Source organism: Micromonospora xinjiangensis (assembly GCF_056150165.1).
In genome coordinates this window covers 530,746-545,712 of the sequence record NZ_JAXCFO010000003.1, presented here as the reverse complement: position 1 = coordinate 545,712, position 14,967 = coordinate 530,746, and the positions used below count along the sequence as shown (strand labels likewise).

Below are 14,967 nucleotides of genomic sequence, written 5' to 3'. Positions count from 1 at the left end.
CCTCAGTCCCAGTCCAGGCCGCCGCGCCGCCACACGTAGGCGTACGCGACGAAGACCGCGACGATGAACAGGACCATCTCCACGAAGCCGAAGATCGGCAGGGCGTCGAACGAGACCGCCCAGGGGTAGAGGAAGATGATCTCGATGTCGAAGACGATGAAGAGCATCGCCGTCAGGTAGAACTTGATCGGGAACCGACCGCCGCCGACCGGCTGCGGGCTGGGCTCGATGCCGCACTCGTACGCCTCGAGTTTGGCCTTGTTGTAACGCCGGGGACCGGCGAAGCGGGCGGCGGCCACGGAGAACAGCGCGAACGCCGCGGCGAGGGCGAACAGCCCGACGATGGGTGCGTAAGGCGAGAGCGACATCTTCTTCTCCTGCTCGTCCTTCCCTGCCCTCGTGGTTGACGAGAATCACACTATTCACGTCCCCCGAAGCGTTCGGCGTCGGGGGCGGGGTCTGTCGTTCCGGTCCGCTTCCCTCGCAGGTCACGGCCGCCGTGTCACACCGCTGGCGCCACCTTGGTCATCGCATTGATGACCCGGTCCATCGCGTCCCCGCCACGCGGGTCGGTCAGGTTCGCCAGCAGCTTGAGTACGAAGCGCATCAGCGTCGGGTGCGGCATACCGTGCCGCGTCGCGATCCGCATGATCTCGGGGCGCCCGATGAGCTTCACGAAGATGCCGCCGAGCCGGTAGTAGCCGCCGAAGCGCGCCTTCAGCTCGGCCGGGTAGGCCTGCAGGGCCCGCTCCCGCTCGGCGCCCGCCGGCCGGGCCAGCGCCTGCACGACGACCTCGGCGGCCAGCTCGCCGGACTCCATCGCGTACGCGATGCCCTCGCCGTTGAACGGGTTCACCATGCCGCCCGAGTCGCCGACCAGCAGCACACCGCGCGTGTAGTGCGGCACCCGGTTGAAGCCCATCGGCAGCGCGGCACCGAGGATCGGGCCGTCCGCGTTCGCCTCGTCGGTCATGCCCCAGTCCGCGGGCGTGTTGTCCAGCCAGTCGGTGAGCAGCCGGCGGTAGTTGGTCTTGCCGAACGCGGAGGAGGAGTTGAGCACGCCGAGCCCCACGTTGACCCGCCCGTCGCCGAGGCCGAAGATCCAGCCGTATCCCGGCAACAGGTTGTCGCCGCTCTCCTTGCTGCGCAGTTCGAGCCACGACTCCAGGTAGTTGTCGTCGTGCTTCGCGGGCGAGCGGTAGTAGCGGCGCACCGCCACGCCGATCGGCCGGTCCTCCCGCTTGGCCAGCCCGAGCGCGAGCGGGAACCGGCCGGAGACGCCGTCGGCCGCGACCACCAGCGGCGCGTGGAAGGTCGCCGGCTGCTTCTCCGGGCCCACCTCGGCCTGGACGCCGATCACCCGGCCGTCCGGATCGAGCACCGGGCCGGTGACGTTCGTGCCGGTGCGCAGCGTGGCACCCACGGCGACGGCCCGCTGGACGAGCAGGTGGTCGAAGTCCATGCGGGTGCGGACCAGACCGTAGTTGGGGAAGCTGGCCAGGTCGGGCCAGTCCAGCTCCAGCCGGACGCCGCCGCCGATGACCCGCAGGCCACGGTTGTGCAGCCAGCCCGCCTCCGGCGAGGTGTCCACCCCCATCCGGATGAGCTGGCGCACGGCGCGCGGGGTCAAGCCGTCACCGCAGACCTTCTCCCGCGGGAACTCGGTCTTCTCCAGCAGCAGCACCCGGACCCCGTGCCGGGCCAGGTGGTACGCCGTGGCCGAGCCACCGGGACCGGCGCCTACGACGATCACGTCGGCGTCGTGCTCCACCGCGGTCATCCGCGCCTCCTCCCGCCTGCTCGTGAAATGCTTCACAAGCCAACCGCTGGGAGTCTATGACCGACGTCTCATCCCCGCTTGACCAGGGGTACCTAAGTTGCCGATGTGACAGCTGGGAGGGGATCGAGAGCGGTGGGTGTCAGGCCCGACTGGGCGCGTCGAGGCCCGCGTCGACGCGGATCGTCTCGGGTAGATGCTCGCGCAACGCGCCGCCGGCCGCCCGGTCGAGCGCGGCGAGGACCTCGGCCACCACCTGACGGACGTCGGCCGGATCGGCACCGGCCAACTCCCGCAGCTGCGCGATGAGTTCGGCCGCGTCGTCGTCGGTGGCGTCCACCCGGTCCGCCGGCTCTGGTCCCGTCATGGGGGCGAGCTTACGGCGCAAAGTGGACTAAAAGACGATATTCACGAAAAAGACATCGGGTGCGCTAGGCGCGGGTCGCCCGGTGCAGCGCGACGATGCCGCCGGTGAGGTTGCGCCACGCGACCCTCCCCCAACCGGCCGCGCCGATCCGGGCCGCGAGCGCCGGCTGGTCGGGCCACGCGCGGATGGACTCGGCGAGGTAGACGTACGCCTCCGGGTTGCTGGAGACCGCGCGGGCCACGGCCGGCAGCGAGCGCATCAGGTACGACAGGTAGACCGTGCGGAACGCCGGGTTGACCGGGGTGCTGAACTCGCACACCACGAGGCGGCCCCCGGGCCGGGTGACCCGGGCCAGCTCGCGCAGCGCGGCGTCGGTGTCGGTGACGTTGCGCAGCGCGAAGGAGATCGTCACCGCGTCGAAGCTGGCGTCCGCGAAGGGCAGCCGCAACGCGTCACCGGCCAGCAGCGGCACGCTGGGGCGGCTGCGCCGGCCCGCGTGGAGCATGCCGAGCGAGAGGTCCGCCCCGACCGCGTACGCCCCGGACTGGGCCAGCTCCTCGGTCGACACCCCGGTGCCGGCGCCCACGTCGAGCACCCGCTCGCCGGGGCGCAGCCCGAGCGCGGCCCGGGTGGCCCGTCGCCAGGACCGGTCCTGGCCGAAGGAGAGGACGGTGTTCGTCAGGTCGTAGCGCGCGGCCACACCGTCGAACATCGCGGCGACCTCGTGCGGCTGCTTGTCCAGGCTGGCGCGCTGGCCCTGCGGGGTGCGACTCACCCCTCCACTCTGCCAGCCGCTCCCGCCCCGCCGGCCGTCGGGTCAGCGTGGACGGGGCATCACCCGACCACGCACGGATCGAGGACGGGGGTCTTGGACAGCTGCCGCGCGCGGCGAACGGAACCTGTCCAGGATCTCCCCTCGGGGCCGCCGGGAGGACGACGAGGGGCGGGACGGCCACGCCGTCCCGCCCCTCGGTGAGCGTCCGGTCAGTCGGTCGAGCGGTCCTCGTCCGGTGCGACCAGCACGACCCTGCGCCGCCGCGACATGAGCACCAGCACGCCGCCGACCAGCAGGACGGCCGCGCCGATCCCGCCGATCAGGCCCACCTGCACGCCGGTCACCGGCAGGCCGCCCTCCCCGGCGCCGCCACCGCCGGCGCCCGGCGTCGGGCTGGGCGTGGCGCCCGGCGTGGTGGTCACGCTCGGCGTGGGGGTGGGCGTCGCCGTCGGCTCACCGGTCGGCGTCACCGTGGGCGTGGGGGTGGGGCTCGACGTCGGCTGCGCCGACAGGTCGACGAACGCCTCGAAGGTGGTGTGGTTGTCCAGCACGTCGGTCTCGGAGAAGGTCCTGCGCTGCCGCTGGGTGGCGATCTGCGGCTCCTCCTCCGGCTGCCCCTCGGCCACGTCCAGCCCGTACGCGAAGAGGTCGCCCTCCGGGAGCACGGGCTCGGTCACGTCCTCGCCGACCTTCACCCGGACGTCCGCGGTGTAGTACTGGCCCGGCTTGACGACCGCGCCCGCGTCCTCGCAGAAGAGCTGGGCCTTGCCCAGGAACTCCTGCTCGACGCAGCCCTCCGGCTTCTGCGCGAAGCTCACACCCGCCGGCAGCGTCAGGCCGTAGAAGATGCCCGTCGCCCGGCGACTGCCGTCGTTGTACACCGCCCAGTCGAGCGGGACCGTCTCGCCGCGCGGGACGGGCTTCAGGTCCGGCTCGTCGGCGACGGCGCCGTTGACCACCACGTTGGCCTGGACGTCCTGCACCCACGCGGTCAGGTCGTAGCCGGGCTTGGCCACGCTGATGTCGTGCTCGATGGTCTCCGCCTCGGCGTTCGCCGCGCTGATCGTGACCGTGAGCGTGCCGGCGTCGCCCCGGCCGCCCGTGGAGAAGAGCGGGATGCCGAAGTCCTCGCTGGTGCCGCCGCGCAGGTCACCGAGGAGGCAGGTGAAGGTGCCACCCGACTGCTGGCAGCCGTCCGGCACCACGAAACCGACCTTCTTGCGCTTCAGACCGGTGGTGTCCACGGTGACCGTGACGGCGGACGCGTCGACCGCCGCGAGGTTCCGGACGGTGAACTTGAAGGGCTTGGCCTTGGCCGCCTTGACGCCCTTGGCCAGCTGGTAGCTGAGCGGGCTGACGGCGAGGTCGGCCTGGTCCTGCGCCTGCGCCGGGGCGGCCGCGACGGCCAGGCCGCCGGTCGCGAGCAGGGCCACGGCGCCGAGACGTGCCAGGGCCGAGCGGTGGAGCTTTCTCATCTGTCCCCCGGGGTTAGGGAAGAAGGGAGGTCGTTCACGGGACCGAGCGGACGTTATCGGAGGTCGATCTCCCACGCCAGCGCGGCCAGCCGGAAATCAGCCGTCCGTCCACCCCGCACGAACAGTGCGGGCGGGATGGTCGACCATCCCGCCCGCACTGCCCTGCGTTATGTGAACGGCCCTCGTGGGCCGGTGGAGGACCGCCTTCGGGTGACCGCCAGGGGTCCCGTGTCGCTCCGGGGCCTCAGTTCGCCTCGACCAGCGGCAGCGCCCTGCCGGCCCCGCCGCCCGGCAGGGCGATCGAGGAGAAGTGCGAGACCACCCGGTCGTCGGTCGGGTCGTCGGCCGGCGTCCAGTGCACCGCAAGGCGATGGTAGAGCGTGTCCCGCTGTGCCGGGATCCGGTCCGCCGTACGGATCATGCCGATCAGCTCGTGCAGGTTCGACCGGTGGCGGGCACCGGCGGAGGAGATGACGTTCTCCTCCAGCATGATCGAGCCGAGGTCGTCCACACCCATGTGCAGGGCCAGCTGACCGACGTCCTTGCCGGTGGTCAGCCAGGAGGCCTGGAGGTGCGGCACGGTCTCGAAGAAGAGCCGGGCCACCGCGATCAGCCGCAGGTACTCCAGCGTGCTCGCCTGCGTACGCCCCTTGAGGTGGTTGTTCTCCGGCTGGTAGGTCCACGGGATGAAGGCCCGGAAGCCGCCGGTGCGGTCCTGCACGTCGCGGATCATCCGCAGGTGCTCGATCCGCTCGGCGTTCGTCTCCCCGGTGCCCATCATCATCGTGGCGGTCGATTCGAGGCCCTGGCGGTGCGCCAGCTCCATGACCTCCAGCCACCGCTCCCCGGACTCCTTCAGCGGGGCGATGGCCTTGCGCGGCCGCTCGGGCAGCATCTCGGCCCCGGCGCCGGCGATCGAGTCGAGCCCGGCCGCCTTGATCCGGGCGATCGCCTCGTCGAGGCTCACCCCGGAGACCTTCGCCATGTGCAGGATCTCGCTCGGCCCGATGGAGTGGATGGCGAGCTGCGGGTACGCCTGCTTGACCGCGGAGAAGAGCTCCTCGTAGTACTCCACGCCGTAGTCCGGGTGGTGCCCGCCCTGGAGCATCACCTGCGTGGCGCCCAGCTCGACGGCCTCACCGCAGCGGCGCAGGATCTCCTCGGTCGGGTGGGTCCAGCCCTCCTTGTGCTTCGGCGCACGGTAGAAGGCGCAGAACTTGCACGCCGTCACGCAGACGTTCGTGTAGTTGATGTTGCGGTCGATCAGGTACGTGACGATGTTGTCCGGGTAGCGCCGCCGGCGTACGGCGTCGGCCGCCTCACCCAGGGCGTGGAAGGGCGCGTCGGTGTAGAGGAGCAGAGCCTCCTCGGGCGTGATCCGCCCGCCGTCCGCGCCGCGCTGCAGGATGTCGTCGATCTCCCGGCTCACCGTCACGCCTCCGAGCCTACGTCGCCCCCGCAGGCGGGGTGGAGAGCGGCCACCCCCGGTGTGACCGCGGCGTCGCCCCGGGGGGACCGGACAGCCGGGGAAAGGGGACGTCGCCGGCGGCCCGCGTCGCCTATCGTGCGTTGGCCTCATGTCACCCCCGATGAAGGAAGTGCAGTGACCTCGTCATCCCCCTCCGCGCCGCCGGCACCTGCCCCGTCCGGCCCCGGCCTCACCTGCCGGTACTGCGGTTCCGTCCCCGCGATCAAGGGGACCCTGCACGGGCACCAGGGCTTTCTCATCTTCATGCGCGTGCTGACGCGGTACGGCCCGTTCTGCCGGTCCTGCGGGATCGCCATCTGCCGGGACATGAGCGCGAAGACCCTCTGGCAGGGCTGGTGGGGGCTGCTCTCGTTGATCATCACGCCGGGCGTACTGATCGGGAACCTCATCACCCGGATGAGGCTCGGTCGACTCGCCGAACCCGTTCCGGGCGCGCCGGGAGTCCCCGCCGTGCCGGGAAAGCCGGTGCTCCGGCGAGCGGCCGCGCTCGGCCTGGTCGCGCCGGTCGTGATCGCTTCCGCGATCGCCTGGGGCGTCTCCCGCGACCCCGCGTACGCCGACGTGGGTGCGTGCATCCACGCCGAAGGCCCGGACACCGACCCCGAGGTCACCGTGGTGGACTGCGGCGACGCGACGGCCACGTACGTCGTCATCGGGAAGGTCGAGGACAGCACGGACAGCGGGGAGTGCGCGACGTTCCCCGGCACCGCCGCCAGCTACACGGAGGAACGGGAGTCGAGCCGGCTCCTGCTCTGCCTCGGCGAGAACACCTGACGTGACCCGCGGGGAACGACGGGTGGCCCCTGCCGTCGTTCCCCGTCAGGCGTCGTAGTCGACGACGAGCTTGTCGGTCACCGGGCTGGACTGGCAGGTCAGCACGTAGCCGGCGGCGACCTCGTCCGGCTCCAGCGCGTAGTTGCGGGCCATCGTGACCTCGCCCTCCACCACCTTCGCCTTGCAGGTCGAGCAGACCCCGCCCTTGCAGGCGTACGGCAGCTCGCCGCGCACCTTCAGGGCCGCGTCCAGCACCCGCTCGTCGCGGCGCATGGTGAGGCTCGACGAGCGGCCGTCCAGCACGAACGTCACCTCGGTCCCGGCGCCGGCCTCCTCGACCGGGCGGCGCGGCGGCTCCGGCGGCGCGTCGACGTGGAACAGCTCGGTGCGCACCGCCGTCTCCGGCACACCCCGGGAGGCGAGCACCTCGCGCACGTCGACCACCATGCCGTACGGGCCACAGAGGAACCACTCCTCGATGCGGTCACCCGGCACGATCGTCTCCAGCAGCCGGCCCAGCCGGTCGGCGTCGATCCGGCCGGAGAGCAGCGGCGACTCGCCCTGCTCCCGGGAGAGCACGTGCACCAGGTGCAGCCTCGTGGGGTAGCGGTCCTTCAGGTCGGCCAGTTCCTCGGCGAACATCACCGTGTTCGCCCGCCGGTTGCCGTACACCAGGGTGAAGGTGCTGGCCGGCTCGACGGCGAGCGCCGTCGCGACCAGCGCGAGCACCGGGGTGATGCCGGAGCCCGCGACCACCGCGCCGTAGTGGCGGGCCCGGGCCGGGTCGAACGCCGTGGTGAAGTGCCCGAGCGGGGGCAGCACCTCGACGGTCTCGCCACCGCGCAGCACGCCGCAGGCGAAGGTCGAGAAGGCGCCGCCGGGCACCTCCCGGACCCCGATCCGCAGCCGCCCGTGCCGGGCCAGGTCGTCCGGCGTGGAGCAGATCGAGTACGACCGGCGCACGTCCGTCCCGTCCTCGGCGACACGCCGGACGGTCAGATGCTGCCCCGCACGGAACGCGAACGTCTCCCGCAGCTCCTCGGGCACGTCGAAGGTGATCGCCACGGCGTCGTCGGTGAGCCGGTCGACGGCGGCTACCGGAAGGGGGTGGAAGACGGGCCGGCGACGGACCGGCCGGGTGATGGTGACAGTCACAGCGCCTTCAGGTGGTCGAAGGGTTCGGAGCAGGAGCGGCACCGCCAGAGCGCCTTGCACGCGGTGGAGCCGAAGCGGCTGAGCTGCTCGGTCTCCGGCGAGCCGCAGCGTGGGCAGCGGACCGAGAGCGTCAGTGGCACGGCACCGGTCGGGCGCACCGCCGGCGGCGGCGCGATGCCGGCCGCGGCCAGCTTGGCCCGGCCGCTCGCGGAGATCCAGTCGGTGCTCCACGCCGGGGAGTGGACGGTACGGATCTCGGCGTCCGCGTGCCCCGCCGCGGCGAGGGCCCGGCGGATGTCGGCACGGATCACGTCCATCGCCGGGCAGCCGGTGTAGGTGGGGGTGATGGTGACGACCACCCGGCCGGTCGCCGGGTCCTCGTCGACCGCCCGCAGGATGCCCAGCTCGTCGATGGTGAGCACCCGGATCTCCGGGTCCACCACCGCCGCCACGGCCTCCCTGGGGTTCACCACGTCGCCCCCGGGTGGGCGCGGTGCAGCACCTGCATCTCGGCGAGGAGGTACGACAGGTGCTCGGTGTGCACGCCGTCCCGCCCGCCGGCCGGGGCCCACGCGGTCTCCGGCCGGGTGAGGGTGGCCTCGGCCAGCACGGCCGCCACGGTGGCGTCGAACTCCCCCCGCAGCGTGGCCGGGTCGACCGGCGCGGCCGGGTCGGGGGCGAACAGCTCCACCGTGTACGGCCACACCTGGTCGACCGCCGCCTGCATCCGCCGGTGCGACTCCTCGGTGCCGTCACCGAGCCGGCGCACCCAGAGCGAGGCGTGGTCCAGGTGGTACGCCGACTCCTTGCGCGCCTTGGCCCCGATCGCGCCCAGCCGCTCGTCGGCGCAGCCGGACAGGGCCGTGTAGAGCGGCAGCTGGTACGCGGAGAGGAAGAGCAACTTGGCCATGGTGACCGCGAAGTCGCCGTTGGGCAGCTCCACCAGGAGGCAGTTGCGGAACTCCCGGTCGTCCCGGAGGTAGGCGAGCGCGTCCTCGTCCCGGCCGGCGCCCTCCAGTTCGCCCGCGTACGTCAGCAGCAGCCGCGCCGCGCCGAGCTGGTCGAGGGCGATGTTGGCCAGCGCGATGTCCTCCTCCATCTCCGGGGCGCGGGTGGTCCACTCGGCCAGCCGCTGCGCGGCGATCAACGCGTCGTCGCCGAGCCGGAGGGTGAACTCGAACGGGCCGTTCACAGGTGCGCCACCCCGTCCGGCACCTCGTAGAAGGTGGGGTGGCGGTAGACCTTGTCGGCCGCGGGGTCGAAGAACGCGTCCTTCTCGTCCGGGCTGGACGCCGTGATGGCGCTCGCCGGCACCACCCAGATCGAGACGCCCTCCTGCCGCCGGGTGTAGAGGTCGCGGGCGTTGCGCAGGGCCAGCTCCGCGTCGGGGGCGTGCAGGCTGCCGACGTGGGTGTGCGACAGCCCGCGCCGGGCCCGGACGAAGACCTCCCACAGCGGGGTGTGGTCACTGCTCACGCTGCCACCTTCTCCTCGTTCTCCGCCGCGGCCCGCTCCGCCGCCCGCTTGGCCGCGTACGCCGCGGCGGCCTCGCGCACCCAGGCGCCGTCGGCGTGGGCCTGCCGCCGGTGCGCCATCCGCTGCCGGTTGCACGGCCCGTCGCCGGAGATCACCCGCATCAGCTCGTCGTAGTCGGGCTGGGTGTAGTCGTACGCCTGCCGCTCGTCGTTCCAGCGCAGGTCCGGGTCGGGAATGGTGAGACCGAGGATCTCGGCCTGCGGCACGCACATGTCGACGAAGCGCTGGCGCAGCTCGTCGTTGGAGAACCGCTTGATCTTCCACGCCATCGACTGGGCGGAGTGCGTGGATTCTCCGTCGGGCGGGCCGAACATCGCCAGTGACGGGTACCACCAGCGGTCCACCGCGTCCTGGGCCATCGCCTTCTGCTCCGGGGTGCCGTGCGACAGGGTGTGGAGGATCTCGTAGCCCTGCCGCTGGTGGAACGACTCCTCCTTGCAGACGCGGATCATGGCCCGCGCGTACGGCCCGTAGGAGCAGCGGCACAGCGGCACCTGGTTGACGATCGCCGCGCCGTCCACGAGCCAGCCGATGGCGCCGACGTCGGCCCAGGTGAGGGTGGGGTAGTTGAAGATCGAGCTGTACTTCTGGCGGCCGCTGAGGAGCAGGTCGACCAGCTCGTCGCGGCTCACGCCGAGGGTCTCGGCGGCGGCGTACAGGTAGAGGCCGTGCCCGGCCTCGTCCTGGACCTTGGCCAGGAGGATCGCCTTGCGCTTGAGCGACGGCGCCCGGCTGATCCAGTTCCCCTCCGGCTGCATGCCGATGATCTCGGAGTGGGCGTGCTGGGCGATCTGCCGGATCAGCGTCTTGCGGTACGCGTCCGGCATCCAGTCCCGTGGCTCGATCTTCTGGTCCGCCTCGACGACCTGGGCGAAGTATCCCGCCAGGTCGTCGTCGGACGCGGGCCCGCCCGCCCGCTGTCGGGCGGCGGCTTCCCGCAGGGCGGCCTCCGCCGCCTCGACCTCGCCGAGCAGGCCGCCGCCGGGTGCGTCCTCCGGGGCGCCGAAGTCGTTGCCATACATGAGCTCAAGTGTTACAGCTCACGACCAAAGAAACCAGAGGGTGTAACAGGAATCCCGGGTACACGTTCCGTACCGGATGCCCGCTTTCCCGAGCCTCTGTTTACGGCGCCCCTACAGACGGTCCGGCTAATCTGACTCAGGCAAGAAAGATGAATGCCCACAGAAGCCGTGTAATAGCACCATTTCCCGCCTTCATCGCAACTTGCCAGGCGCCGCACTCTGGCATCGGGCTGTTGCGGACGTAGACTTTCCGCGTCACACCGATCGGCTACCGAGAATCGCCATCCCGCACGGGCCGGCCGACCCCCCGGCCCCGGCGATCAGCCGCTCAGTCCTGGCAACACAGCCGGTCCCCCCGGCCCTGACCTCTGGAGCTCACCCACTCATGCGTTCCCGCGTGACCATGGTGTTCGCCGTCGTAGCGGTCCTCCTCGGCACCGCCCTGATCGTTCCGGCCGCGTACGCCCGCCTCTCCGGCGACGCCGGCGACAGCAGCGGTGGTGGTGGCGGCGCGGCGAGTGTCGCGGCGCCCGCACCCACCCCGCCCCCGCCGCCGACCCTGGCCGCCGGCCCGGTCTCGGTGAACTTCAAGGACGAGTTCTTCTCCTGGGCCCTCATGGACCGCGCCACCGGCGAGATCTCCGGGTCGAAGAACATGGCCGAGACCAGCTCGACCGAGTCGATGATCAAGGCGTGGATCGTCAGCGACTGGCTACGGCAGCTCGGCGACAAGGAGCCGTCCGCCGCGATGCTGAAGCAGGCCAGCCTCGCCATCCGGGACAGCAACGACGACGCGGCCAACGCGATCAACGCGGCGGCCGGCGGCTCGTACCGGGTCTACCCCAACGGCCAGCCGAGCCCGGTGATCCAGCGGGCGATCAAGATCTGCGGCCTCACCGACACCAAGCGCGGCAACGTGCCGAAGTACGAGGGCTACTGGAGCTTCACCCGGATGTCGCCCCGCGACGCCGTCCGGCTCGGCGACTGCATCGCCGACGGCAAGGCGGCCGGCGAGAAGTGGACCAAGTGGGTCCTCGACGAGATGAGCAAGGTCCGGGGCAGCATCGCGGACCAGCACGACTCGTACGGCGGCGGCAAGTGGGGGATCGTCGACGGCCTGCCGGCCTCGATCAAGGCCCAGGGGCCGGTCAGCATCAAGAACGGCTGGACGCCGCTCGCGTACGACGGCAACTGGCACGTCAACTGCCTGGCCGTCACGGATGACTGGAGTCTCGCCGTCATGACGCGCTACCCCATCAGGCGCGGCCTCTCCTACGGGGCGAAGCTCTGCGCGAGCGTCGCCGCCCAGCTGGTGACCCCGCAGCCCGGCGCCGCCCTCAAGGTGCCGCAGCAGCCGGTCGGGAAGCTCTGATGGCCGGTGGCCGGCGGGGCGGCGAGACCTCCCCGCTACGGCTCATCGCCGTCGCAGTGATCCTCATCGGGCTGGTGCTCGTGTCGCTGCGCCTGCTGCCCGGCTCGCCGTTCCAGTCACAGGCCGCCGCGACCTGGGGTGTGGGGGCCGGCGAGGGCGTCCGCGCGACCGACGCGCCGGGCACCCGCGGCAACCGGCCCTCGGCGGAGCCGAGCCCGAGCCCTTCCCTACCGCCGCTGCCGTTCGAGGCCAAGGATCTCGACCTCGACATCGAGGGCTGGTACTCCTGGGCGGTGCTGGACCGGCGCACCGGCGACATCATCGGCTCGAAGAACATGGACGAGACCAGCACCACGGCGTCGCTGATCAAGTCCTGGATCGTCGCCGACTACCTGCGCCGGGCCGACGAGAAGGACCAGACGCCGAGCGACGCCAAGCTCGCCGACGCGACGATGATCATCCGGGACAGCGACAACACCCGGGCCGAGCAGTTCTACGACAGCGTCGGGCGGTCCGCCTCCATCAAGCGGGCGATCTCGATGTGCGGCCTCGGCGACAGCAGCGTGGCGCCCGACGGCGGCTGGAGCCGGACGGCGCTGTCGCCCCGGGACGTCGCCCGCCTCGGCAACTGCATCGCCGAGGGGAAGGCGGCGGGCCCGAAGTGGACCGACTGGCTGCTCAACGAGATGCGTCAGGTGCGCGGCACCGGCGACTTCGGCATCCGGAAGGCCTTCCCGGCCGCCGAGCGGAAGCAGATCGCGATCAAGAACGGGTGGATCGACCGGACCAGGGAGCAGGAGATGCACATCAACTGCCTGGCCATCGGCGACACGTGGACGATGGGCGTGATGGTCCGCTACCCGATCGACATGGGCTACGACTACGGCATGAAGAACTGCCAGAAGATCACCGCGGCGCTGCTGCGGTCGAACGTCTGACGCCGCCGGCCGGTCGGGGCCGGGATCAGGACGCCCGGCGGCTCGGCCGGGCCGGGCCGGAGCCCCGCCCGGCCGGTCGCTCCGGCGGTCAGCCGAGGAAGAACTGGGGGCCGCCCGCCGGCAGCGCGGGCACCTCACCGACGGCGGCGGCCCGACGCCCGAACTCGCGCAGGCCGGCGACCTGCCGCTCGCCGAGGGAGAAGTCCAGGGTCCGGAAGTACGTGGCGAGGGTCTCCGCGTCGAACGGCTCCCAGCGCGCGCCCGCCTCGGCGACCTGGTCCAGCTCCGACAGGCTGAGGTCGCGCGAGCGCAGGAACGCCTCGTGCACCTCCTTGACGCGGCCGGGATGGGCGGCGGCGAAGTCCCGGCGTACCGCCCAGACGGCGAAGACCATCGGCAACCCGGTCCAGTCGCGCCAGGCCTGCCCCAGGTCGGTGACCTGGAGGCCCCGGCGGGGCGCCTCGTAGAGGGCGCGCAGCGCCACGTCACCGATCACCACGCCGGCGTCCGCCTCCAGCAGCATCTGGGTCAGGTCCGGCGGGCAGCGGAAGTACTCGGGGCGGACGCCGTACTGGTCGGCCAGCAGCAGCTGCGCGAGCAGCACCCCGGTCCGGGAGGTCGAGCCGAGCGCCACGCGGCGCCCGTCCAGCTCGCTCAACGGCCGGGTGGAGACGATGTTGACCGAGAGCACGGGGCCGTCGCTGCCCACCGCGATGTCCGGCAGGAGCAGCAGCTCGTCGGCGTGCCGGAGGTACTCGACCAGGGTGATCGGGCCGATGTCGAGGTCACCGGCGACGAGCGCGGCGCTGAGCTGGTCCGGCGTGTCCTTGTGCAGGTCCACGTCGATCAGCGCCCCGGATCGCATCAGCCCCCAGTAGATCGGCAGGCAGTTCAGGAACTGGATGTGTCCGACCCGGGGACGGGCGATGCGCTCAGCCATGCCCTGACCGTATCCCCGGCCGCCGGAGCCGGCTCAGCGACCCGGCACCGGAGTGGCACACCCCGCATCCGCCCCGATGTCCGGTCTCCCGCCGGCGGGTTCGTCGCGGTCGGCGGCCTCCGGCCGGCCGGCGCGCTCCGCCCGTGCCGCCCGGGAGAGCGGCACGGCCAGCACGGCGACCGCGACCAGCCCGGCGAGCCCGGCGGCCGCGACCAGCGGCCGGGGGCGGAACAGTTCGAGGAGGAACCCGCCGGCCAGGTAGCCCATCATCGACGCGCCCTGGACCGCACCGACGAAGAGCGCGAAGGCGCGACCGCGGGCGGCCTCGGGCACCCGCCGGGCCATCAGCACGTTGCCGAGGACGTTGACGCCGCCGTTGCAGACTCCCCCGACCAGCCAGATCGGGACGATCAGCAGCGCGGTCGGCACCGCCGCCGACACCAGCACCGCCAGGCAGCACCCCGACAGCAGGGCGAGGTCCGCACCGGCCATCGCGCCGTCGCGGCGCCACCGCCGGGCCACGCGGGCGAAGATCCACGCACCGACGAGGACGCCGACCGTCCAGGCGCCGGTGACCAGCCCGTACACGGTCGTGCTGCTGTGCAGCGTCTCGCGGATGAAGAAGACCTCCACCACGTTGATGGCGCCGACCGCGCCGACCACGCCGGCCACCCCGGTCACCGTCGCGAGCAGCAGCGGGTCACGACGCAGGCGCCAGGCCGCCACCGGGCGGCTGCCGTCGGCGGGCGCCGGAGCCGTCCGCCGGCCGCCACCGCGGCGGGTACGGATCAGCAGCCCGGCCGCCACCAGCGCGAGGTAGCTGGCCGCGTCGACGAGCAGCGGCAGGCGGGTGCCGAAGCTCCCCACGAGCACGCCGGCGAGGGCGGAGCCGGCCAGGGCGCCGAGCGTGCCGGCCGACTGCTGGAGCGCACTGGCCCGCGGCAGGTCGGCGGAGCGGACCATCACGGGCACCAGGGCGGCGAGCACCGGCTGGGTCACGGCCAGCCCGACGGCGAGCAGTCCCACGAGGACGATCACGAGCGCCGGGCTCTCGGCGTGCGCCAGCGTGAGGCAGATCGCCGACTGGACGAGGCCGGCGGCGACCAGCAGGGTGCGGCTGTCGACCCGGTCGGCGAGCCGCCCGGTCAGCGGGGCCAGCACCACCAGCGGCAGCGTCGCCGCCAGCAGCAGCCCCGAGACCGCCAGGCCGCCGGCCCCCGCGCTCTGCAGGGCGAGCGTCAGCGCGCTCGCGGCGAGGAAGTCGCCGCAGCTGGAGATGCCCCGGGCGGCGGTGACGAGCCAGACGTCGGCCCAGCGCGACGAACCAGATGTGAAGGACATATTTCG

The 14,967-nt window shown here is 72.3% G+C and carries 16 protein-coding genes; 3 read left to right on the top strand and 13 right to left on the bottom strand.

Going from position 1 to position 14,967, the window contains the following annotated elements:
* Positions 1–2 precede the first annotated feature (2 nt).
* The 6 genes from SM573_RS14480 to mqnC all read right to left on the bottom strand — a co-directional run bounded on the left by SM573_RS14480 (position 3) and on the right by mqnC (position 5,829).
* Positions 3–368, bottom strand: coding sequence for an NADH-quinone oxidoreductase subunit A (locus SM573_RS14480; RefSeq protein ID WP_474612691.1), 366 nt, complete (start codon positions 366–368; stop codon positions 3–5).
* A 134-nt stretch (positions 369–502) separates the two neighbouring features.
* Complete coding sequence (locus SM573_RS14475; protein WP_474612690.1) at positions 503–1,780, bottom strand: geranylgeranyl reductase family protein; 1,278 nt, start codon at positions 1,778–1,780, stop codon at positions 503–505.
* A 139-nt stretch (positions 1,781–1,919) separates the two neighbouring features.
* Positions 1,920–2,144, bottom strand: a complete 225-nt coding sequence (locus SM573_RS14470) for a hypothetical protein (RefSeq protein ID WP_120327976.1) — start codon at positions 2,142–2,144, stop codon at positions 1,920–1,922.
* 64 nt (positions 2,145–2,208) lie between these two features.
* Complete coding sequence (locus SM573_RS14465; protein WP_474616275.1) at positions 2,209–2,919, bottom strand: demethylmenaquinone methyltransferase; 711 nt, start codon at positions 2,917–2,919, stop codon at positions 2,209–2,211.
* A gap of 209 nt (positions 2,920–3,128) precedes the next feature.
* Positions 3,129–4,394, bottom strand: a complete 1,266-nt coding sequence (locus SM573_RS14460; protein WP_474616274.1) for a cell wall anchor protein — start codon at positions 4,392–4,394, stop codon at positions 3,129–3,131.
* A 244-nt stretch (positions 4,395–4,638) separates the two neighbouring features.
* Positions 4,639–5,829, bottom strand: coding sequence for a cyclic dehypoxanthinyl futalosine synthase (gene mqnC / locus SM573_RS14455; RefSeq protein ID WP_474612687.1), 1,191 nt, complete (start codon positions 5,827–5,829; stop codon positions 4,639–4,641).
* A gap of 168 nt (positions 5,830–5,997) precedes the next feature.
* On the opposite strand from mqnC, the gene SM573_RS14450 reads away from it, so the two are divergent.
* Positions 5,998–6,657 carry an LppU/SCO3897 family protein gene (locus tag SM573_RS14450; RefSeq protein ID WP_474616273.1) on the top strand — a complete coding sequence of 220 codons (660 nt, stop codon included), beginning with the start codon at positions 5,998–6,000 and terminating at the stop codon, positions 6,655–6,657.
* Positions 6,658–6,702: 45 nt separating this feature from the next.
* On the opposite strand, the gene paaE is transcribed toward SM573_RS14450, so the two are convergent.
* The 5 genes from paaE to paaA are packed head-to-tail and all read right to left on the bottom strand — an operon-like array spanning position 6,703 to position 10,370.
* Positions 6,703–7,812 carry a 1,2-phenylacetyl-CoA epoxidase subunit PaaE gene (paaE, locus tag SM573_RS14445; protein ID WP_474612685.1) on the bottom strand — a complete coding sequence of 370 codons (1,110 nt, stop codon included), beginning with the start codon at positions 7,810–7,812 and terminating at the stop codon, positions 6,703–6,705.
* Entirely contained in the window at positions 7,809–8,285 is a 477-nt protein-coding gene (gene paaD / locus SM573_RS14440; RefSeq protein WP_474612684.1) for a 1,2-phenylacetyl-CoA epoxidase subunit PaaD, read from the bottom strand. The genes paaE and paaD overlap by 4 nt, the downstream gene beginning before the upstream one ends.
* Entirely contained in the window at positions 8,279–9,004 is a 726-nt protein-coding gene (gene paaC / locus SM573_RS14435) for a 1,2-phenylacetyl-CoA epoxidase subunit PaaC (RefSeq protein WP_474612683.1), read from the bottom strand. Before paaC ends, paaD begins: the two co-directional genes overlap by 7 nt.
* Positions 9,001–9,288: a 1,2-phenylacetyl-CoA epoxidase subunit PaaB gene (gene paaB, locus SM573_RS14430; RefSeq protein WP_474612682.1), complete on the bottom strand. Its 288-nt coding sequence runs from the start codon at positions 9,286–9,288 to the stop codon at positions 9,001–9,003. Before paaB ends, paaC begins: the two co-directional genes overlap by 4 nt.
* On the bottom strand, positions 9,285–10,370 hold the full coding sequence (gene paaA / locus SM573_RS14425) for a 1,2-phenylacetyl-CoA epoxidase subunit PaaA (RefSeq protein ID WP_474612681.1): 1,086 nt from the start codon (positions 10,368–10,370) through the stop codon (positions 9,285–9,287). The genes paaB and paaA overlap by 4 nt, the downstream gene beginning before the upstream one ends.
* A 385-nt stretch (positions 10,371–10,755) precedes the next feature.
* Here paaA and SM573_RS14420 point away from each other — a divergent pair, with 385 nt between their 5' ends.
* Positions 10,756–11,742 (top strand): hypothetical protein, encoded by a 987-nt coding sequence (locus SM573_RS14420; protein WP_474612680.1) that lies wholly within the window; start codon positions 10,756–10,758, stop codon positions 11,740–11,742.
* A complete protein-coding gene (locus tag SM573_RS14415) occupies positions 11,742–12,680 on the top strand; it encodes a serine hydrolase (protein ID WP_474612679.1) in 939 nt (312 codons plus the stop codon). The genes SM573_RS14420 and SM573_RS14415 overlap by 1 nt, the downstream gene beginning before the upstream one ends.
* 88 nt (positions 12,681–12,768) lie before the next feature.
* Here SM573_RS14415 and SM573_RS14410 read toward each other — a convergent pair whose 3' ends face one another.
* Positions 12,769–13,620 carry a menaquinone biosynthetic enzyme MqnA/MqnD family protein gene (locus SM573_RS14410; protein ID WP_474612678.1) on the bottom strand — a complete coding sequence of 284 codons (852 nt, stop codon included), beginning with the start codon at positions 13,618–13,620 and terminating at the stop codon, positions 12,769–12,771.
* A gap of 33 nt (positions 13,621–13,653) precedes the next feature.
* Complete coding sequence (locus tag SM573_RS14405) at positions 13,654–14,961, bottom strand: MFS transporter (protein WP_474612677.1); 1,308 nt, start codon at positions 14,959–14,961, stop codon at positions 13,654–13,656.
* Positions 14,962–14,967 lie beyond the last annotated feature (6 nt).